Origin of the sequence: Nostoc sp. GT001, from assembly GCF_030382115.1 — a bacterium.
Lineage (GTDB): Bacteria > Cyanobacteriota > Cyanobacteriia > Cyanobacteriales > Nostocaceae > Nostoc.
In genome coordinates, this window is the sequence record NZ_JAUDRJ010000003.1 from 5,444,544 (window position 1) to 5,465,170 (window position 20,627).

Genomic DNA, 20,627 nt, shown 5'->3' on the forward strand with positions numbered 1-20,627 from the left:
GCTAGTTAAACCATGATAGCATAGGATTCTGAGGTAGAGATAGTAGGTTAACTGGATGTTTTTGGTAGTCTTTAGGCGATCGCTAGAAAATTTCGATTGCAGGTTGACCATAGCATAAGCAACTCTTAGCTGATTAAAAAGAGTTGTAATTCTTCACTCCTGACTTGTTACACCTTTACTTCATCGGCAAAACTACCCCAGCGGAGAAAGTGAAACGGGCCGGCGATAGAACCCCAGAGACGTTCATCGGTGTCTAAATCTCTTCCCCTGTCGAGGCTGAAAAATTCTTTAGCGTCAATCTCAAATTCGTTATCCAGATAAGTATTTTTGCCGTCACGAACCACTATGCAGGCTTTACCGGGTTCAACTCTGCCTTTGAAGCTCTTACCTGTCCACTCTACAATCATGTTGCAGCCTGACATTTTTTCCAATTGATCAACAGACAACTCTTTGAGGCGTTCGGGTTCACGAGATGCACCGTAAAATTTTTCTTCTTCTTTAACGGTGTAGTGTTCAATAGCAATGTGGTTTTCTGCCGGAATTAACTTCATTACCCGCATCCGGTAGGGTTGATTGAGCATAAAATCATAAGCTTGTTCGAGAAACAAACTTACCCCTGAGAACAACTCTAAGGGAAGGGGACGGATACACACGCGGATATGGGCATAAAAAGGCGGATTTTCAAAAGCTTGTTCTTGATTGCTAAAGTCAGCTGCCATCCAGCGGGCTAAGGTGGCGATATCAGTAGAATGAGTCATTACAAAACTATCAACTAGTTGTTTAAATATTATCGTAGGATTATTTTGACACTCCCCTGACTCAAAAATCATGGTTGCGATCGCAATTTTTAAATTATATCTACGATAGCTGCTCTGACTGGAGAAAATTTGGCTGCTTCAGTACAAGTTAAACTGTTTACATCTTGTACTTAATAACTAGAACTCGTTAAGCATTTATTTTTACAAATTCCGCACACTGCCTTTCATCTGTACGCTGAAGCCACATAGCTCTTAGGTGGGCTTTTCTTGTAAACCTGGAGAATAGTTAGTCAATAATAGGGCATGGGGATAATTGCTAATTATCTCATGCAAATCACTCAAGGCAAAGTAAAGTACCCATGCTCAGGCACTTAATTGCGATCGCTACTGCCACTATACTCTTTAGCAATTCCTTAACACTGGCAGAGAGTAAACCGCCGAAACCACCTGATAAATTTCCTCCCACCCCCCTAGAGATTACCACACCCGATCCACTGTCACCACGATCGCTCAAGGATAAACAACCGTTAACTCCCCAAGAACGGCAAAAGTTAGAACCAGCGTTAGATGCCTTAAATCAAGAAGCGGCGGCGAAACTGCAAGCAGATGAACAGGTGGCGGCATTTGAAATTTGGAACCGAGAATTACGTTTGCGGCGCTTTTTAGGTTCATTAGCAGAAGTGCAAGCATTATCACGAGTTGGCGCGATCGCCTGGAAGCTAAACGACGGACAAGAAGTACAATATATTACGGAACGATTGCAAGCAATTCAAAAACAGGCGCAATCTCAGAAAAAAGCTGCCCCAATCGATCTAGAATTGTGGCGATCGCTAGGTGAAGCTTACAAAAATGTGCGATCGTCTAAATTAGCTATAGAAGCTTATGACCAAGTTTTGCTAGTAGTGCGACAACAACAAGACCAAACAGCGGTATTAGAAACCCTCAAAACACTTGGAGAACTGCATTTGAGTTGGTTTGATTATCGCAAAGCTGCGCCAATCTACGAGGAATTGTTGAGTTTAACGGCTTCTCTTGGTGATCGTGTAAACGAGGTAACATATCTGCGACAGCTGGCTTATATTTACGAGCAGACAAACCAACCGCAGCAGTCATTGAATGTACTTAACAAATTAGCAGAAATTTATGTCAATGAAAATAATCTTACGGAAATATCAGAATTAAAGCTAGCGATCGCTTCAGATTACGAATCTCTAGCTAAGAAAGATCCTAATTTACTGCTAGAAGCTTTTAACAATTATCAACAAGCTTATACCACTGCTTGGCAATTAAAGGAGTATGTTCGGGCTGGTGATGCTTTGCAAAAGTTAATTGCGTTGTATCGTTCGCAAGGACAAACAGAGGAGGCTTTGCAGGCTAGCGAAATTCTAGTGCAGATACAGGCGCAAGCCGCTAATTTTTACGGAATGATGCAAGCTTATGACCAAATTGGGCAATTGCATCTAGAACGCAAAGAATTTCCTCAAGCATTAACAGCTTTTCAACAAGGGTTAAAACTGGCGCAACAACTCAAACATGAAGAAGCATACTTTACTGGGCAAATTGCAAAACTGTCGAAAGCAAATTTTTAACAAACAGAATTTAGGAGTCAGGAGCGGAGCCGGAGACGCTCCGCCTCCGGTCAGAATTCAGTTGAGTCTTTCTTTAACTGAAATTTCTGCGATCGCTTAATATAAAAATACCCGTCACGCCTCCCCACAAGGTGAAAAGCTATGTCAGAAACTACCCTAGCTGCACCAGATATTCAACTCCCACCCACCCAAGCAGAATTACCAGACGATGACGGTATCCCGATGGAAAGCGCACGCCATAAAGCCCAGATGGACTTGCTGATAGATGCTCTGATACCTTGGTTGCAAGAACGAGAGGATGGGTTTATCGGCGGTAATATGTTTGTTTACTACAGTCTGGCCCAGGTGCGAAACAAAGACTTTAAAGGGCCAGACTTTTTTGCTGTGTTGGGAGTCCCAAAAGGAGAACGTCGCAGTTGGGTGGTTTGGGAAGAGGGGAAAGCACCAGATGTAGTTATTGAGTTACTTTCTGACAGCACAGCCCAAGCAGACAAAAATGAGAAAAAGCTAATTTATCAAAATCAAATGCGTGTCCCAGAATATTTCTGGTATGACCCTTTTAACCCTAATGATTGGGCTGGTTTCTCTAATGAAAAAGGAGCTTATCAACCTATTGCAGTAAATGCTCAAAATCAATTGGTGAGTCAATCTTTAGGGTTAGCATTGCAGTTGTGGCAGGGAAGTTATAAAGGTATTGATGCTACTTGGTTACGCTGGGCAAATTTGGCAGGGGAGTTGCTGCCAACCCCTGAAGAAAAGGAACGTCAAAGGGCAGAACAAGAAAGCCAAAGGGCAGACAAGGCAGAATTGCAGTTATTACAAACTGCACGCAACTTACTTGAATCTGGGATGACAGTAGAACAGGTAGCTAGGTTAACAGGTTTGAATGTATCTGCTGAAGGGGCTACGAAATAGGCTAAAAAGCTTTGTATTCAGTGGACTTGGGCTATGAGACTCGGAATTCATTCCGAGGCGGGATAAAAACACAGTGCGAGATTCATGAATAAAGAAAGATATAGACTTGTGTGTACACCGTAGGCTCTTCGGGAGGGGAGACAAAGCGTAGCTTTGGCGGGGTGGGGTTCTTTCTTATTTTTGATTTATGCAAGAAGTCTATTGCACATTGTGTATTAATGCACAACCACTGAATATAGATATTTTGACATACCCTTTCAGGGATAATTCTTGTTATACAGCAGCCTACAGGGAGAACTAAATATGACATCTCCAGAAACGGTTATATGGCTACAAGAACGCACGAGTTTAGGAATTCTTTCACCTGAAGTATTAAATGCGATCGCTCAAGTAATTGAAGAACAAGTAGTGAGTGCCGAAACTGACTTAGTTAGTGAAGGCAATTCTCCAGAAGCCCTTTATATTCTTGTACAAGGTCAACTCGAAAGCAATAGCACCAATCAAAGCAACCCAGCTTTAGCCTGTGGATTTCTCCCCGGTGCAGTGATTGAACTCAAAGAATTGCTGTTGGATGAATTAACTCCATTCACAATTACTACAGTAACCGAATGTCACTTGTGGGTTGTACCTGCTGTTAAATTTCGGGAATTAGTCACTCAATACCCTGAAATTGCTCAGGCTTTTTCGCGTCAATTGGCTCAAGAATTAGCTCAGGTAACATCTGCACTTGGCTATGAACAAGAACGTTCTATTGCCTTGCGCCCATATTTAGTTACCAAAGCACAACGGGGAATTGTTGGTACAAGTCGCTATGCTGTGCGGCTGCGGGAGCAAATTCGTTTATCGGCTGCCGATCGCAAATCAGTAGATATTTTCGGAGAACCAGGGTTAGAAAAAGACAATATAGCAGCCTTGATCCACTTTGGTTCTCCCAAACGGCGAGAACCAATTATTAAAGTAAATTGTGGTATTCTCCAAACTAGCGGTGCAGATTTATTTGGTCGCGCTGGCGGCAAACCAGGATTGTTGGAATGGTTGGGAGAAGGTACTCTAGTTCTCAACAATATTCAAGAATTGCCCGAAGAATTATTACCTGCCGTGACGGAGTTGCTCAAAACTGGTACGTATACCCCCGTCAGTCGTTCTGGAGATTCAGTAGCCGAAGCTCGTCCCAGTAAAGCCAGAATTCTGATTGTTTCAGAAAAAACTCAGCCAACAATTGAACGTTCTGTTGGTCACATTATTAAAGTACCACCGCTACGGGTGCGGAAAGCTGATATTCAGACACAGGTTGAATATTATACTAGTCTCTACATTCGCTCTAGAGGCGTTCCGAAACCGCACATTACCCCAGAAGCTCTGCGTCGCCTTCAGTCTTATGATTTTCCTGGCAACCTCAAAGAATTGAAAAATCTGGTAGAAAGAGCGATTGTCCAAGCTGAGGGTGCAAATGAATTAACAGAAGAAATTTTCTGGCTGGCTGAAACTAAGAAAAAACGATTTCGGGTAAATCTGTTAAATGCCTATCCTTCCTTAAGGCGGTTTTTACGTAGTGACTGGTGGCCCGATCGCATTAATTATGGTTTTACTGCAACAGCTTTTGCGATTATTGTTGCAGTGTTATTTATTGGGCCGCAAACCCGCGATCGCAATTTCGTCTTAAATCTATTTTGGGCTTGGTGGTGGCCTTTCTTCTTATTTCTCTTTCCCTTTTTGGGACGTATCTGGTGTTCTGTTTGTCCCTTCATGATTTACGGGGAAATTACCCAAAAGTTATCTTTATGGCTGTGGCCTCGCAAACTCAAGCGCTGGCCGAGAGAACAAGGCGAGAAATGGGGCGGATGGTTTATGTTTGGGTTATTTACCCTAATTTTCTTATGGGAAGAACTCTGGCATTTAGAAAATACTGCCTACCTTAGTGCTTGTTTGCTGCTGTTAATTACTGCTGGGGCGATGATTTTCTCGGCCCTTTTTGAGCGGCGGTTTTGGTGTCGCTATCTCTGCCCTATCGGCGGGATGAATGGTTTATTTGCCAAACTCTCAATGACGGAACTCCGGGCACAGCAGGGGATATGTTCTGCTAGTTGCACCACATATCAGTGTTATAAAGGTGGGCCGCAAAAGGGCGAAGGGCTGGAAACCAATGGATGTCCTTTATACTCACACCCAGCGCAGTTAGAAGATAACCGAGATTGCGTACTGTGCATGACTTGCCTCAAAGCTTGTCCCCATCGTTCCGTTGAGTTCAACTTGCGTCCCCCTGGTATTGAACTGTGGACAACTCATGTACCCCGCACTTATGAAGTAGCATTATTGTTTTTGCTGTTGGGTGGTATCTATCTCCATCGCTTGCCAGAGTTGCAATCTTGGTTGGGGCTACAACTAGATTTAACTGATTTTTGGCAGCACTTGGGATTATCGCTGCTAGTGTTAATTATTCCAGCAGCTCTTACCTTTGGGGCTTATGGCTTGATCCAAGTGTTCAATTTTAACCGGAAGTCAAAATCATTTGTAGAACTTGCCTATGGCTATTTACCATTGGTTTTGGGGGGAAATTTGGCTCACTATCTACGTTTAGGTTTAGGTGAAGGTGGGCGGATTTTACCTGTTACCTTCGCTACTCTTGGTTTGAGTGGTGAACAATTACCAATATTAGTTGCTCACCCTGCTGTGATTGACTTTTTGCAAGGTACAACGATAATTTTATCCGTATTGCTGACTATGTTATTAACGCAAAAGATTGCAAAACAACCATTGCGATCGCTCCTTGGGCAACACCTAGCTGCGATCGCTTTGGGAGTTAGTATGTGGGCGATTATCGTCTTTTGAGCTTTACATCTTCTACCAGGCGGTTTCTAATCGCCTGGACTAGGTGCAAAATGTGATTTAAGAACATTCTTCCCTACGAACGTGATAGAAAATACTTATATGATTTATGATTTTTGACTCATAGTGTAAGGATTACAGATAATGCACGTTCTAAAAAGATCCATCAAACCTGCAACTTATATATCATTCCTCCACATTTACCAAACGACTTGGGGGACTGCTGGTGATATTTGTTTAATCCGTGAATCTGTAGCTAATGATAGTACCGCGAAGTTTATCGGGCACAAAATCGAACTAGCAATTCCCAGAGGGTTGGAGCGCGATCGCATCGCCAACTGTCCGATAATTAAAGTTGCAGGTAATGTCGGCGACGGACATCCCAAAGAGCATCCGTTGGAATGGGAGGCTTATGAGGGTGTAAAAGAAGAAATAGCTTTAGCGGCTCTCAAACCTTGGGGCTTCAAGTTAATTGAACTCTAATGTGGCAAACCAGGCTTCTAAATCCGCTTGAGCCTGAAAATCCAACAATGCTTCACCAAGATTTTCTAATTGCTCTAAAGAGAGAGTTTCAATCCGGTCTAGCACCTCTTGGGGTAATTCTCCCACCCGTCGAGTAAGTTGACGGAGAATGAGCAATTGCCCTTCTGCTTTTCGTCCTTCTTCCCGTCCTTCTTCCCGTCCGCGTTGTTCCCCGCGTTGTTCGCCTTCAGCGAGAATTTCTTGATAAATCACTGACTCGCGCATCATACCCTCCCGAAATAATTGTCGAATCAAGTCTTGATTGTATTTTAACCCCGCTAAGATTTGGGTATACGCGGAAATTTCTGGTTGTTGTCTTGGCTCAAGTTGATTAACTTTGACCACAACTTGTTGCAACAAAGCTTGAGGTTGCGTGGTTGCTGTTAGTGGTGCTAAGGGTAACAAAGCTGGCTCGTTGAGGAATAGTTCAGGATTTTCTTCCCATAAGCGAATCACGCGATATTCATGACGGGTAGTTTCGACACAGAAGACAGTTTCAATTACTGTTCCTGGTGCAGGGGGAAGCAATAATACGACAACTTGCGTTATTGGTAGACGATATAAACGATACAAGCGTACCCAATAATCTAGCATCCGCAAGGGTAGGGGTGGCGTAGATTCTAGTTTGGTTTGAAATTCCAGATGGAGAATGCGTCCTTGTAATTGTAAAAATGTGACATAATCAGCGCGAATTGGTTCAATGCTCAATTCGGTTTTGAGGACTTTGACGGAAGTTTGCGGTGTTCCTAATACCCAACTGGCAAAGGTAGCAGGATGTTTTTCGGACAGTAGTTTGCAGAGGTTATCAAAAGACATTAACGATCGCTAACAATTGAACGAGGTATTGTTATTATCTCGTACAGTGGTTTGAGTAGGCGATGTCTACGATGGTCACTGAGCGTCTTGCCTTGAGCGAAGTCGAAAGGAGCAGAAGTGCGGGCTACGCCTACGCACCATCGCTCAAGCAAGCTCATTATTATACTCTGGGCGTATCTTTTTAAATTCCTGTAATAATTACATTAATATTCCATTTCTAGCTAGGTTGAGTTATCAGACGGTAAAAAGATAACTGTAGCGGTTCCTGATTTACTAGTAAAAAACCTAACTCCCCTCTCTTTCCTTACTAAAGAAAGGGCAGAAACAGCCTTTATTACTAAAGAAATTACGAATTATACAAATGTATCTGCACATAATTAAAAAGCGATCGCTCTTTTTCATTTTTCTCTTTATCCTGCTGTTGACTCTCCTCCTCGCCCTGCCTTGGGTAAGCGCGAAAGAACCGCCTCAACCAGAAGCGTGGCAGATTAACGGTATCGTTGCTGCTTTGGATGATGGATATGACCAAGTAAAGGGGTCTGCATTCAACAAATTAGTTGAATACAATCTGAAAGATTTAAAATCTCTAGGAAAGAAACCGGAAGATATTGCTCGAAAAGCTGCCAAAATCCTCAAGGATAATACCGTTGATAAATATGTTCGTTTCAATGCAGCAGTGGCATTAGAAAATCTGAGGGAGGCAGCCAAACCCTACGTCAAAGACATCCTCGACTTCCTCAAGGATAAAACCGTTGACAATGATATTCGTAGAGGTGTGGCAGTAGCATTAGGAAATCTTGGTGAGACAGCCAAACCCTATGTCAAAGATATCCTCGACATCCTCAAAGATAAAACCATTGATAAATATGTTCGTAAAGATGCAGCAGTGGCATTGGGAAATATGGGGGAAACTGCCAAACCCTACGTCAAAGACATTGCTGACATCTTCAAAGATAAAACCGTTGATAAATATGTTCGTTCTGGTGCAGCAGTGGCATTGGGAAATTTTGGGGAAACTGCCAAACCCTATATCAAAGACATCACTGACATTCTCAAGGATAAAACCGTTGACAATGATATTCGTAAAGATGCAGCAGTGGCATTAGGAAATTTTAGGGAAACTGCCAAACCCTACGTCAAAGATATCCTCGACTTCCTCAAGGATAAAACCGTTGACAATGATGTTCGTAAAGATGCAGCAGTGGCATTGGGAAATCTGGGGGAGGTAGCTCAATTCTACGTCAAAGACATCTTTGACTTCCTCAAAGATAAAACTATTAACTCAAATGTTCGTTACGGTGCAGCAGTGGCATTGGGAAATCTGGGAGAGGCTGGCAAACCCTACATCAAATATCTTGCTGACATTCTCAACGATAAAACTGTTGACTCAAATGTTCGTTATGGTGCAGCAGTGGCATTAGGAAATCTGGGAGAAGCTGCCAAACCTTACGTCAAAGACATCCTCGACTTCCTCAAAGATAAAACTGTTAACTACTATGTTCGTTATGGTACGGCAGGGGCATTGGGGAAGCTGGGGGAAGCTGCAAAACCCTACATCAAAGTTCTCGCTGACATCCTCAACGATAAAACCATTAACGACTCTATTCGTTATGGTGCAGCAGAGGCATTGGGAAATCTGGGTGATGCTGGCAAACCCTACGTCAAAGACATCCTCGACTTCCTCAATGATAAAACCGTTGATAAAGATTTTCGTAGAGATGCAGCAGAGGCATTGGGTAATATAGAACAACTCAACTTGAATAATCTTGTAGTAATTCTGAATAGTGTCTATTACGCAGGTCAACCAGAATTTGCACAGTGGAGATTTTTGACATATTTTCTGGGTGGCGCTACTGATGAAGTCAAAACACTGCTCACATGGCTAGGACGCCCTGACACTCAAACAACTCCTACTCAATTAAACCATAATCAAGGTGATAAAACTCTCAAAATCTTTGCCCAAGTCTGGGAACCAAGTCAAGATTTTGCACGATTACGGGAAGACTTAGCCAAGCAAATTGCTGTAGTTGCGAAAAAAGTCTCTTGGCAACTACAAGATATTGTTATTTTAGAAACTCACTACAATAACCTCAAAGACGCTGGCTACAACGAAGCTGATTCAATGCAATCAGTCATAGTTAATCTCAAAACTTGGCAGTGGTTTCTCAACGCTAGAACGACTATTTTGATTCATGCTGCCTTTTGGGTTGCCCTCATCTTCGCTTATCCCAAATTTCCCCAAGTTCAAGCCATCTTCTTCTGGAATCCTTGGGTGAGGCGCATTCTCGGTATCGGCTACGTCGGCTTAATTCTCACCTGGGTTCCCTTTTTCCGCGAAAAGTTATTTGAACCTTTCAAGTCTTCTCTACTAGCCGATGCCGGGTTAGATAATTTTAACCCCGAAGCTTACTTTCCAAATTCTAAAGTGAAAGTTCCCGGTGTAGACGAACCCGTACCAATTACCCAAGTGCTACCTAGCATCAAAGGACAAGTCATCTTGGAAGGTGATTCTGGCTTGGGTAAGTCAATGTTTCTACGCTATTTGGTAAAAACTTCTGGGCGGCTTGTGGTTTATCTACCTGCACACAAGTGTGACAAAGGGGTAATTGAGGCAATTCAAGCGAAGCTGCACGGACAAGCACAAGATGCTGATTTTCTCAAGAATTTAATTTACAGTGGTGCATTAGATATCTGCATTGACGGACTCAATGAAGTTACCGCCGACACCAGGGCAAAAATCTGCCAGTTTGCCGAAAGCTATTTCCGGGGTAACATCATCATGACCACCCAACCCCTAGAGTGGACACCACCCTCAACAGCCAAAATATATAAATTGCTGCCCCTTGAAGAACCACAAATTCAGCAATTTCTGATTTCCCGTCAGCCACGATTGCCCAAAAATGCCAAAGTTCAAGGTACTGATTATGAGCAAGCCACTGCTAGTTTTTTAACCAAAGCCCTCACTAATCAGCAATCACCACAAGAATTAAGCGCGATTGAAAAGGTTCTCTCTAATCCAATGGATTTAACTGTGGTAGCCCTGATGTTATCCCAAGGTGAATACCCCGATTTGTTTCACTTGCAACAACATCAATATCAATTAATGGTAGCAGAATATTTGCAAGAATGGAACCAGGAATTTCCCCTGAAAAAATTCTCCGATGCTGTTTATCAAATGCGGCTGAAGGATGAACAGGCGTTACCTGCGGATGAATTTTACCAAGTTTTACAGTCTTTGGAAGACGAGAAATATAAAATGGTTGTCAGCCGTCAGTGGCAAGACGAAAAAGGGGAAGCCAAGAGAGAATGGTATTTCCGCCACGACAAGATTATGGATTTCTTTTTGGTGCAAAACTTTCTCGGCGAGAGTGAGGAAGCTAAAAACCGACTCATTGACCACATGGACGACCCCCGTTTTCGTGGTGTCTACTTTTTGCTAGCAACGTTACTGCCGTTAGATGCAGCAAAAGAACTGAAGGAAAAATTAGTTCAATACGCCGCTGATACCAAAGACCATACTGTGAGTGATACCTTTGTGCAATTGTTGCGACCAAGGGCGTGATATTAATTCCTAATTCGTAATGGGCTACTCCCCGCGATGCTAACGTAATTCGTAATTGAGAAAGAGACTTATAGTCCAATACGGTTCAGTTAAGGCTAAAACTCTTTATCAAAGTCAATTTTTTTAACGAACCGCAGAGGCACAGAGGGAACAGAGAGAGGAAAACAATGCTTAACTGAACCGTATTGACTTATAGTCTGAGGTAAGAGTACTCCAAGTAAAAAAATGCTCAATTGTCATTGCGAGCGAAGCAAAGCAATCGCAAAGACTGGGATTGCTTCGCTTCGCTCGCAATGACGGATTTTGAATCATTTATTTTTTAGAACACTCTAAAATGAGTATTTTAGCTCCATTAATGAGCCTTTAAACTCCATTAATGAGTCTAGGCTGGTAAATTCTTGATCTCATAAAAATCTGACTTTTCACCTCATGTAGAAAAGCTAACCCCTGAGCAAGCTTCGTTACTAGGGAATAAAAGCGAGGTTTTCTAGATAAGAGTGAAAAGTCAGATATTGGAATGATATCATGTCTGCCAAATTACCCATAATAAAATAACCCCACCCCCAACCCCCTCCCCGCCTGCGGGGAGGGGAGACAAAGCACAGCTTTGGCGGGGTGGGGTTCTTCGGGTTTAATAAGCAATCAAGCGGACATGATATGAGTGGAAAAAGAGATTGTGTCTGTCCTACGACCAAGTAGAATCAATGCTCAGTTCACTTGGAACTAAGCTTAATATAATAGTCAAAAGGATTAACCACGTCCCCCGCGATCGCGGTCATAGCGAAAACGAATGTTGCGAAGGTTATTATCGCGGTCATATCGGCGATTATTGTCGCGGTCATAACGACGATTATTATCGCGGTCATAACGACGATTATTATCGCGGTCATAACGACGATTATTATCGCGGTCATAACGACGATTATTGTCGCGGTCATAACGGCGATTATTGTCGCGGCCATAGCGGCGATCGTTGTCACGAATGTTGCGAAGGTCGTTCTGGCGGTCATAATCACCATTTCTGTAGTGACGACTATGACGTTCGTAGTTACCATCATCGTTGCGATCGTAGCCGTAGCTATCAAACTGAGCAACATAAGATGCTTGTGTATTAGCCTCGGCTTTTGGGGAAATAGCTAAAGCTGATGCAGATGCTATCAAGCCAGCCAGCAAAATAGAGGTAAAGCGGTTCATGATGTGAATCAACAATTGTTGATAGTAATTTATGCAAGTCCAGTCTGTTTAGGAAGAGCAGATTCCACAAGTCTTTAAATCAATCCTATCAGTCTTGAATAACTCGAAAAGTTTTCTTGGGTGCGGTGATTGAGAAAACTTTTGTTGTCTGTGATACTTTCTGACCTTCCAAATCCTGTGAAAAGTTAAAATTAAAATGAGTGTTTGAACTGGATGAATCCACCTTTTATCTCCGTCAACGAGTCTTTGATAATTAAATAGGTTACGATCGCACCTTCCCAAAACCTACCAGCTAGACAAAACGCACACCAATATATGATTAGTGTGCGTATGCGGTTAGATTTTAGAAATTCTCCCGGTTAGATTTTAGAAATTCTCGAACTTAGCGATCGCATCCTTCATTTTATCTACCACCTCATCTACAGCTATAACTCCCAATTCTCCAGAGGCGCGGGTACGGATACTCAAAGTGTTAGTTTCCACTTCCTTAGCTCCTACCACCGCCATTACGGGTATTTTTTCTTTCTCTGCATTGCGAATTTGTTTACCCAAGCGATCGCCACTGGTATCAACTTCTGCACGGATGCCTAACGCTCTCATTTTCGTTACCACATCTTTAGCAAAGTCTAGCTGTGTATCACCCACGGGTAGTAATCTAGCTTGCACTGGCGCTAACCACAAAGGGAAATCCCCTGCATATTCTTCAATTAAGATCCCAATCAACCTTTCCAGCGAACCAAAAGGCGCACGGTGAATCATCACTGGACGTTTGCGAACACCATCTTCGGCGACGTACTCCAAATCAAAGCGTTCTGGCAAATTGTAATCTACCTGCACAGTTCCTAATTGCCACTCCCTTTCTAGGGCATCACTGACAATAAAATCTAGTTTAGGCCCGTAGAAAGCTGCTTCCCCAATTCCCTCAAAATGCTCCATCCCCAAGGTTTCAACAGCCCGGCGAATTGCATTTTCAGCCTGGTTCCAAGCTTCATCGGAACCAATATACTTATCACTAGCTGGATCGCGGAAACTCAGTCGTGCTTTGAAATTCCCCAATTGCAAAGTCTTAATCACTGACAAGATCAAATCCACTACCTTGAGGAATTCGCTGTCTAACTGTTCTGGAGTGACAAATATATGGGCATCATCTTGAGTGAAACCCCGCACCCGTGTTAAACCGCCCAGTTCTCCTGATTGTTCGTAGCGGTAAACAGTACCAAATTCTGCTAACCGCATCGGTAGTTCCCGATAGGAACGCAACTCGCTCTTATATATTTGGATGTGAAAAGGGCAATTCATGGCTTTGAGAACAAAGCCTTGTTCCTGTGCAGCAGCTTCCTCATTTTCTGCCATCATTGGGAACAGATCGTCTTTATATTTCTGCCAGTGTCCAGAGGTTTTAAATAAATCCACTCTGCCAATGTGAGGGGTGACAACCTGCTGGTAGCCACGTTTGATCTGTTCTTGTTTGAGGAAGTCTTCTAAAGTACTCCTTAACAAAGTGCCTTTGGGTGTCCATAAAGGTAAACCCGGCCCCACTTGGTCAGAAAATATAAATAATCCCAGTTCCTTACCCAGTTTCCGGTGATCTCGCCGCAGTGCTTCTTCTTTACGTCGCTTATATTCAGTGAGTTGTTCTGGACTTTCCCAAGCGGTGGCGTAGATGCGTTGTAATTGGGCTTTGGTTTCATCCCCACGCCAATAAGCGCCAGCAACACTTTCTAGTTCAATTGCTTTCGGGTTTAATTCACTGAGATTTTCCAGATGAGGCCCCGCGCACAAATCCCACCATTCATTCCCCAGGTGGTAAATCGTGATTGGTTCGTTTTTGATATCTGCCAGAATTTCTAGCTTGTAAGGTTCCTTAATTTCCTGAATCCGGCGTTCGGCTTCTTCGCGGCTGACTTCTTCCCGAATTACTGCCAGTTTGCGATTGATAATCTTCGCCATCTCTTTCTTGATGGCTTTGAGATCGTTTTCACTAAATGGTTCTGGACTGTCGAAGTCGTAGTAAAAACCGTTTTCAATCCAAGGGCCGATTGTAACTTGTGCCTTGGGAAACAGCTTTTGTACTGCCATTGCCATTACATGGGAAGCAGTGTGGCGAATCTTTTTTAAGTTCTCCGATTCGCTGGTACGCGGTAAATAAATTTTTTCAACTTGTTCTGACTGTTGTGACTGATTTGATGAATTTGGCGACATTGGCTGCTGAACCGTTGGCGAGGTGATTACAAAAGGTGATTTATCTGAATCTGTAGGCTTATTCAACTATAACGACTTTGGTTTTTGTTTTTTTCAGCTATCAAGAAAGAATTCAGGAGTCAGAATTCAGAATTCAGAATGAATTGGAATCCGATGTACTGAGTTTGTCGAAGTACTGGCGTAATGAATAAAGGGGTTTAAGACTCTGCTAAATATGTTTTCTTTAATGGTGTTTCTAGGTGGCGGGTTTGAATCCCCCACTATTTTGATTCTCAGTCCTGAATTTTGNACTCCTGAATTCTTCTTCAATCCAAAGATAAAGATAAATTTTTGATTTCTTACCTGAGTGTCAAATTCAGGATTGGCCGCGTAGGCGTAGCCCGCACTTCTCTACGAGACGCTGCGCGAACGGCTGCGCTCAGTGACCATCGTAGACATCGCTAAATTATCTGATGAATTGCAACTCGGTGTCATATATACCTATAGTTACCTCTCCAACAGCACTGTACAAACCAGATATCAAGACTATATAATAAATTCTGTGCCCTTTGTTACAAATTTTTACATCAACAATTATGAGAGAAACCAAAAAAGTATTAAGAAACGTAAATAACGTTAATATTAGTAAGCAAGTTTGAAATATCTCTCTCATTTATGTCAGACTCAAATTTACCAGGGCCAGAGTTGCTGAAAACGGTTTTAGATCCGCTGCTGGAAGATTTTCAGCATTGGTTTACGCGATCGCGCCATTTACTCGAAACTGAGGAACTATCATTTATGAGTCACCAAGAGCAATCTGACTTGCTCTTGCGGGTTAAGCAAGCGCAGGATGAACTAAATACGGCGAAGATGCTATTTAATGCAACTGATAAACAAGTTGGAATTGATATGGCAACGTTAATGCCTTGGCATGAATTAGTAACAGAATGCTGGAATGTCGCAATGCGCTTTCGTCAAGGACGTGAAGTCTAAGCGCTAAATTTCGGCTGACAACTTAGCGATGTCTCAAGACTAGCCAAGGAAGCGTCTACGCATCAGTCGTTAAAAAGATAGTAAAAAACTCTTAATAATTTCTTAACATTATTTGGATTAACAAAATAATGTATCCTATGCTACCGTAAGTGGAATAACGGTTGACAAATAGCTCCATATAAATGTAAGCGCATGAAGAGTGCGTAGAATAATCGTCTTAACTGTGAGTCACAGTATCGGCGAAACAAAGCGTTACAAAATAAAGTTTAAAAAATTCCTGTTCTGGAGGAAAATCCAATGTTACACCTGCTTTACATTCTTGCTTTTACAATCCTTGCATTTATAGCTGTTGGCAACTTAATTCGTAACCTGATTATGTTCAGTTTTGATCGGGAGCGAACTTACCCGACAAATTCCTCGCCAATGAATAATCAAGGCAACTATGGTTATTATTCATCAAAGAGACAATTTGTACCCCATCCAGAGTTATTAGATAGCGCTGGAAACTTAATTAAAGAGCCACTTTTGATAATGCGTTCAATTAACGTTGAAGATGCACGTCAACATCTTGATGCACTTTACGAAGCATCCCCAGGAAATAAAAGAGATAATTCCGAAGAAGCATAAAAGCAGAGACGCGATTAATCGCGTCTGTTAGCAATTTGGGTGTAAATGATTGTTGTTTTTACATCCTTAATTTTTTAGTAGAAATTTATTACCATCTTTGAATTTGGGGCGATCGCGTCAGTAGGCTGGTAAGTTAACATTGTGTTGTCCACTGGGCGCAGGTTTAAGTTGCTATGAGTGACAAAGAAGCCGTTATTGAGTTGGTAAAACATTTACCCCAGGATGTAACCCTAAGAGAAATTGTTCAGAAAATTGAGTTTACTGCAGCTATACGGGAAGGGTTTGACCAGATTGACCAAAGGCAGGGGATTCCAATTGAGCAGGTTGAGCGGGAGTTATCTGCTTGTGTTCTAGGTTACTAGCATAGAATAACCTACAATCTATTATTTAAAAGTGCATTGACCAGATTTGAGTTCATAGTAGATGGGCCACCAGTATCACAACAGGCTCGTACTCGCGGTAAGGGCAATCGGCTTCAAGATTGGAAAAAGACAGTGCGACAAGAGGCTGAGAAATACTGGTCTTCGGAACAAAAAACAGCTACTGGGTTGGTTATGCTCCAAATAACCTATTTCTATGATTATGATCAAATAGATGTAGACAATATAGTGAAGCCTATTCAAGATGCAATTAAAGGATTAGCCTACGTCGATGATAATCAAGTAAGCGATCTCCTAGTTAGAAAGAGGAATTTGTCAGGTAACTTTACAATAGAAAACATGACCCCGACATTGGCGGAAGGCTTTGCTCGTGGCAATGAGTTCTTACATATTGTCGTAATTAATGCTCCTAATCAGGAGGTAATTATTTGATGGAAACTCCAACTGCAAACTTAGAAAGAGAGCGATTGCTGAAACTAGCAGAGGAGTATCGCCAGAAGGGTTACGAAGTTTTTTTTCATCCAAATCCAGAAGACTTGCCTGACTTCCTTAATCACTATCGCCCTGACATGATAGTACGTAGGGGAGAAGAAAATGTAGTTATTGAAGTCAAGTCACGCTCCTCACTGAACTCTTCTTCTAATCAATATTTAGGTAATTTAGCTCAAGCGGTAGAAAAACATCCTGGTTGGAGATTTGAATTAGTAATGACCAACCCGGAGGATACAACGTATTCTCTGAAAGCAGAGGCTTCTCTTCAAGAGCATGAAATAGAATTACAGTTGCAAGCAGCAAGGCAACTTACAACGCAACATCCAGAATTAGCTCTCCTATATTCCTGGTCTTTACTAGAAGCAACTATAAGACTTATTGTCCAAAAGGAAAAGCTAAGTTTACAAAGATTTGATCCACGCTACTTAGTCAAGCAATTAGCAACTGAAGGTGTAATTTCAAAATCTGAGTATGAATTACTAATGAATGCACTTCCATTACGTAATTCTATTGCTCATGGCTTCAAAACTACACAAATTACGCAAAATTATGTATCTGAATTAATCGAGCTTACAGAGCAGCTTTTAAGAACTCTACACACTGACAATGAAGCAGGCTAACACTGGATTTTTGGAGTGGATCGCACTAACCATAAAATAGGGAGTGGTAAATTTCCTACTCCCTACTCTCTCTAAGCTTCAATAACTACCCGTAAATTACCCCGTTTTTTCGCAACGCGACAAGCAGTCGTAGTCCCAGAACGCTCAAATTCTAAATCGAGGATGGTAGGGCCGACTCGCAAATTATGAAATGATAGGCGATTAATCGATTCTGGCAAAGCGGGGTCGATTATTCGCAAGCAGTTATTTTGAGCATCAGGCACCAAGTTGACCATCATTTGCAGTAGTTGGAAAACACTACCCGTAGCCCAAGCTTGAGGAGTGCAAGCAACCGGATACTGCACAGGAGCATTATCACCGTTCCGTTCGTAGCCGCAAAAAAGTTCTGGAGGACGTTGATAGGGTTGTTGCTCAGTCATGTCAAATAAACCTTGGAATATTTCTAAGGCTTGATCGATAAGACCGAGCGATCGCAATCCCATTGCAATTAGAGCGTTATCATGGGGCCAAACCGAACCAATGTGATAACCCATCGGATTATAAGCAGGTGACAAACTACTTAGAGTCCGAATGCCCCAACCATTAAACATGTCTGGTGCCCGTAAGCGTTCTGCTACACTATGAGCTTTTTCGTCTGTGAAGAGTCCCAATTGCAGACAATGGCCAGGATTTGAGGTAATACTGTCTACTGGCTTGCCTTCTCCATCCAAAGCCAGAGCGCAGAAATCTTGGTCTTCCACCCAAAAATCTTGATTAAAACGAACCTTAAGATTTCTCGCCTCTTCTTGCCAACGATCTGCCAAATCAAGGCGCTTCTTCATTCTAGCTATTTCTGATAAGCGTATTTTTGCAGCATAGACGTAAGCTTGTACCTCACAAAGAGCAATTGGCCCGTTGGCTAATTCTCCCTTGCGGTCTACAATACAGTCGCCAGAGTCTTTCCAACCTTGGTTAGCAAGACCGCGTTTCGATGTACGGAAGTAGCTGAGGTAACTGGTTTGTTTGATATTGCGATCGATCCAATCCATTGCCGCTAGAGCATTGGGCCAAAGTTGCTCTAGGAGTTCTCCATCGTGAGTCCAAGCATAATGTTCGGCATAGAGCATCAGCCACAAAGGAGTGGCATCAACAGTACCGTAGTAAGGTGTATGGGGAATTTCTTGACAACGAGCCATTTCTCCCAAACGTAACTCGTGCAAAATCTTACCCGGTTCTTCTTCGCGCCATTCGTCATCGATTTTACCTTGGTATGTCGCCAGTAATATCAGAGTTTCTTTGGCGATTTGCGAGTTTAACATCAGGGTTTGGGAAGCTGTAATCAACGAATCTCGCCCAAATAATGTCGAAAACCAAGGCACTCCGGCGGAAACAGTCTTATGCTTACCAAAAGATTGGCGCAACAAATACATATCTTGTTCAGCCTGCTCAATCACTCGATTGAAGCTACTCTTATCTGAGCTAATGCGGGTAATTTGTTGTACCCAGTTTTGCTCCTCCATCAATTCAGCAGCTTTTGCCTGTCCTAATGTCGTGGCGGCGCTCACAGTAGAACTAGACTGGTTGTTTCTCAACATATTCACTCGGTAGCCCAACTTTTGAGTTTCGTGAGAAGCCAACTCAAGCTGCCAAACCGCAGTGTAACCCTTGAAAGAGTCTGGTTGCCGATGCTGGAATAGAATCCGGGATTCCATCACTGAGCCATCCAGACCTTGATAGGCGAGGGTTAAGGATTCTTCTCTAGAGGCAGATGGCTCTTTAGGTACTGGTGCAACGCCATCGACGTGAGAAAATGTTCCTTCCTCAGTCGTCGGTTCTACTAGACGTAAAAGCCGACCTCGTTTTTCTCTGTCATAGCCCCGGACTTCAAATAAATCTACAAAATCCGCATCAAAGCTGATACTTAGTTCAAAATTGACAGTGGTTGTGCTGTAGTTAGATACTTCTATTTCTTCAAATAGTGCCCCATTCAGCACGATTTCTCGGCGAATTCCGATAGTCTCGGCTTTCAGGCGATCGTCGATTCTGGGGGTAGTACACAAAACTGAGAGTGAAAAACCTTTCTCAGCAGTACTACTTAGAAGTACAGGCGATCGCCCTTCAATTTGTAACTCCAAGCGATTCAGAAATCTCGTATCACAACAAAACAGTCCCATACTGGGATTGCCATCATTGAGGGAACAGCCAGAAATATTCCCGATAGTATCTGTCACGAAAAATAAATCATCATCTTTAACCGTTAGTGTCGGTTGCGATCTTTCAGCCACAACACAAGGCCACTCCGGGATCGGTAATTGTTCGGCAGGAATAAAAGTTTTTCCATCCAGAAAAATTTTTTCTGGGGTCATTAGCGTATCCGGTGTCATTAGACAAAATTCCGTGTACAGGTCTATATTTTTGTCGTCTTTTGAGTAGAAGTCTGTTGCCCAAGAGACAGAGGGAAAGAATAAATACCCTTTTGCTTTGAGACAGAGCAACTAAATTTATTTAGGTCGTATAAGTGTGAGGTCAAGACTGAAAACTGACGATTTTGAGATAATTTATTAGTCGTTGAACTTTCAAATACACAAGATATATACTATACTCAGCAAACACGTGGAACTTACAGTTTTTGTTGGGCATAGAGAACATTTATTTAGTATACGATTTTGTTTTAAATAATCTTTGATATTTGATTAGACTAAATTTATGATAATTAATTGATTAAGTTTAATCACTAATCATTGATTAAGTTATGTGAATATCGCAGTTCACGATTTTTGGCTAAGAAAATTTATTTAGCGAGCAAAAATCAACGTCGGCAAAGTAGGCGATGTCTACAACAGGCTATTTTGCCGACACATGGACTGTAAATCTATCATCCGTGGTTATTAGCGAACACAGTAGTTAAAACCATACAATAATTAATGTTTTAGTACTTATTCCTGAAAGATTTTACCTGTACAAGCAAAAGCATCAGTTGTAGAGAATGTATATTGGGCGTAATAGGTTGTCAATCAACAAATCAAGTTCCACACCCCTTAGTTGGTAACGAAGTGTTGCGACTGCTTTGGCGAAAAGCGCTTTTTAGCGTTCTTTACATATTGCAGCTGTCTATTTAACTTGAGAGTCCCTTGAAATTTGTACAATGCAGCTGTGACGTGGATCTGATCGAG

At 42.3% G+C, this 20,627-nt stretch carries 16 protein-coding genes; 10 read left to right on the forward strand and 6 right to left on the reverse strand.

The genetic code is table 11. The annotated features are described in order from the left end of the window. Positions 1-167 precede the first annotated feature (167 nt). Positions 168-758: a chromophore lyase CpcT/CpeT gene (locus tag QUD05_RS25925; RefSeq protein ID WP_289798593.1), complete on the reverse strand. Its 591-nt coding sequence runs from the start codon at positions 756-758 to the stop codon at positions 168-170. Between the two features lie 359 nt (positions 759-1,117). Between QUD05_RS25925 and QUD05_RS25930 the strand changes: the two genes are divergently transcribed. The 4 genes from QUD05_RS25930 to QUD05_RS25945 all read left to right on the forward strand — a co-directional run bounded on the left by QUD05_RS25930 (position 1,118) and on the right by QUD05_RS25945 (position 6,571). Then, complete coding sequence (locus QUD05_RS25930; protein WP_289798594.1) at positions 1,118-2,347, forward strand: tetratricopeptide repeat protein; 1,230 nt, start codon at positions 1,118-1,120, stop codon at positions 2,345-2,347. Between the two features lie 141 nt (positions 2,348-2,488). Continuing rightward, a complete protein-coding gene (locus QUD05_RS25935) occupies positions 2,489-3,262 on the forward strand; it encodes a Uma2 family endonuclease (protein WP_289798595.1) in 774 nt (257 codons plus the stop codon). A gap of 303 nt (positions 3,263-3,565) precedes the next feature. Continuing rightward, positions 3,566-6,091, forward strand: a complete 2,526-nt coding sequence (locus QUD05_RS25940; protein WP_289798596.1) for an AAA-type ATPase lid domain-containing protein — start codon at positions 3,566-3,568, stop codon at positions 6,089-6,091. Positions 6,092-6,232: 141 nt separating this feature from the next. Further along, positions 6,233-6,571, forward strand: coding sequence for a hypothetical protein (locus tag QUD05_RS25945; RefSeq protein ID WP_289798597.1), 339 nt, complete (start codon positions 6,233-6,235; stop codon positions 6,569-6,571). Here the strand turns inward: QUD05_RS25945 and QUD05_RS25950 are convergent. Both QUD05_RS25950 and QUD05_RS25955 read right to left on the reverse strand, forming a co-directional pair. Next, positions 6,557-7,426, reverse strand: a complete 870-nt coding sequence (locus tag QUD05_RS25950; protein WP_289798598.1) for a DUF4351 domain-containing protein — start codon at positions 7,424-7,426, stop codon at positions 6,557-6,559. The genes QUD05_RS25945 and QUD05_RS25950 overlap by 15 nt on opposite strands. After that, a complete protein-coding gene (locus QUD05_RS25955) occupies positions 7,426-7,584 on the reverse strand; it encodes a hypothetical protein (protein ID WP_289798599.1) in 159 nt (52 codons plus the stop codon). The genes QUD05_RS25950 and QUD05_RS25955 overlap by 1 nt, the downstream gene beginning before the upstream one ends. Before the next feature lie 203 nt (positions 7,585-7,787). On the opposite strand from QUD05_RS25955, the gene QUD05_RS25960 reads away from it, so the two are divergent. After that, entirely contained in the window at positions 7,788-10,988 is a 3,201-nt protein-coding gene (locus tag QUD05_RS25960; protein WP_289798600.1) for a HEAT repeat domain-containing protein, read from the forward strand. Between the two features lie 750 nt (positions 10,989-11,738). On the opposite strand, the gene QUD05_RS25965 is transcribed toward QUD05_RS25960, so the two are convergent. After that, positions 11,739-12,182, reverse strand: a complete 444-nt coding sequence (locus QUD05_RS25965) for a hypothetical protein (RefSeq protein ID WP_289798601.1) — start codon at positions 12,180-12,182, stop codon at positions 11,739-11,741. Positions 12,183-12,548: 366 nt separating this feature from the next. Then, a complete protein-coding gene (gene thrS, locus QUD05_RS25970; protein WP_289800083.1) occupies positions 12,549-14,384 on the reverse strand; it encodes a threonine--tRNA ligase in 1,836 nt (611 codons plus the stop codon). A 654-nt stretch (positions 14,385-15,038) separates the two neighbouring features. On the opposite strand from thrS, the gene QUD05_RS25975 reads away from it, so the two are divergent. The 5 genes from QUD05_RS25975 (at position 15,039) to QUD05_RS25995 (ending at position 17,475) form a co-directional block, all read left to right on the forward strand. Then, positions 15,039-15,356: a DUF2605 domain-containing protein gene (locus QUD05_RS25975; RefSeq protein WP_289798602.1), complete on the forward strand. Its 318-nt coding sequence runs from the start codon at positions 15,039-15,041 to the stop codon at positions 15,354-15,356. 297 nt (positions 15,357-15,653) lie between these two features. After that, positions 15,654-15,983, forward strand: a complete 330-nt coding sequence (locus QUD05_RS25980) for a DUF2973 domain-containing protein (protein ID WP_289798603.1) — start codon at positions 15,654-15,656, stop codon at positions 15,981-15,983. A 173-nt stretch (positions 15,984-16,156) separates the two neighbouring features. Beyond that, the gene (locus tag QUD05_RS25985; protein ID WP_289798604.1) at positions 16,157-16,345 is read left to right on the forward strand and encodes a hypothetical protein; all 189 of its coding nucleotides are present in this window, start codon (positions 16,157-16,159) and stop codon (positions 16,343-16,345) included. A gap of 36 nt (positions 16,346-16,381) precedes the next feature. After that, positions 16,382-16,795 (forward strand): RusA family crossover junction endodeoxyribonuclease, encoded by a 414-nt coding sequence (locus QUD05_RS25990; protein WP_289798605.1) that lies wholly within the window; start codon positions 16,382-16,384, stop codon positions 16,793-16,795. Continuing rightward, positions 16,795-17,475 carry a hypothetical protein gene (locus QUD05_RS25995; RefSeq protein ID WP_289798606.1) on the forward strand — a complete coding sequence of 227 codons (681 nt, stop codon included), beginning with the start codon at positions 16,795-16,797 and terminating at the stop codon, positions 17,473-17,475. Before QUD05_RS25990 ends, QUD05_RS25995 begins: the two co-directional genes overlap by 1 nt. A 71-nt stretch (positions 17,476-17,546) precedes the next feature. Here QUD05_RS25995 and QUD05_RS26000 read toward each other — a convergent pair whose 3' ends face one another. After that, positions 17,547-19,838, reverse strand: a complete 2,292-nt coding sequence (locus QUD05_RS26000) for an amylo-alpha-1,6-glucosidase (protein WP_289798607.1) — start codon at positions 19,836-19,838, stop codon at positions 17,547-17,549. Positions 19,839-20,627: the final 789 nt, after the last annotated feature.

What these genes read in the sequence shown, in the direction of transcription:
- QUD05_RS25925 (WP_289798593.1), bottom strand. Translation starts at nt 758, where the DNA reads ATGACTCATTCTACTGATATCGCCACCTTAGCCCGCTGGATGGCAGCT.
- QUD05_RS25930 (WP_289798594.1), top strand. Translation starts at nt 1,118, where the DNA reads ATGCTCAGGCACTTAATTGCGATCGCTACTGCCACTATACTCTTTAGC.
- QUD05_RS25935 (WP_289798595.1), top strand. Translation starts at nt 2,489, where the DNA reads ATGTCAGAAACTACCCTAGCTGCACCAGATATTCAACTCCCACCCACC.
- QUD05_RS25940 (WP_289798596.1), top strand. Translation starts at nt 3,566, where the DNA reads ATGACATCTCCAGAAACGGTTATATGGCTACAAGAACGCACGAGTTTA.
- QUD05_RS25945 (WP_289798597.1), top strand. Translation starts at nt 6,233, where the DNA reads ATGCACGTTCTAAAAAGATCCATCAAACCTGCAACTTATATATCATTC.
- QUD05_RS25950 (WP_289798598.1), bottom strand. Translation starts at nt 7,426, where the DNA reads ATGTCTTTTGATAACCTCTGCAAACTACTGTCCGAAAAACATCCTGCT.
- QUD05_RS25955 (WP_289798599.1), bottom strand. Translation starts at nt 7,584, where the DNA reads ATGAGCTTGCTTGAGCGATGGTGCGTAGGCGTAGCCCGCACTTCTGCT.
- QUD05_RS25960 (WP_289798600.1), top strand. Translation starts at nt 7,788, where the DNA reads ATGTATCTGCACATAATTAAAAAGCGATCGCTCTTTTTCATTTTTCTC.
- QUD05_RS25965 (WP_289798601.1), bottom strand. Translation starts at nt 12,182, where the DNA reads ATGAACCGCTTTACCTCTATTTTGCTGGCTGGCTTGATAGCATCTGCA.
- thrS (WP_289800083.1), bottom strand. Translation starts at nt 14,384, where the DNA reads ATGTCGCCAAATTCATCAAATCAGTCACAACAGTCAGAACAAGTTGAA.
- QUD05_RS25975 (WP_289798602.1), top strand. Translation starts at nt 15,039, where the DNA reads ATGTCAGACTCAAATTTACCAGGGCCAGAGTTGCTGAAAACGGTTTTA.
- QUD05_RS25980 (WP_289798603.1), top strand. Translation starts at nt 15,654, where the DNA reads ATGTTACACCTGCTTTACATTCTTGCTTTTACAATCCTTGCATTTATA.
- QUD05_RS25985 (WP_289798604.1), top strand. Translation starts at nt 16,157, where the DNA reads ATGAGTGACAAAGAAGCCGTTATTGAGTTGGTAAAACATTTACCCCAG.
- QUD05_RS25995 (WP_289798606.1), top strand. Translation starts at nt 16,795, where the DNA reads ATGGAAACTCCAACTGCAAACTTAGAAAGAGAGCGATTGCTGAAACTA.
- QUD05_RS26000 (WP_289798607.1), bottom strand. Translation starts at nt 19,838, where the DNA reads ATGACACCGGATACGCTAATGACCCCAGAAAAAATTTTTCTGGATGGA.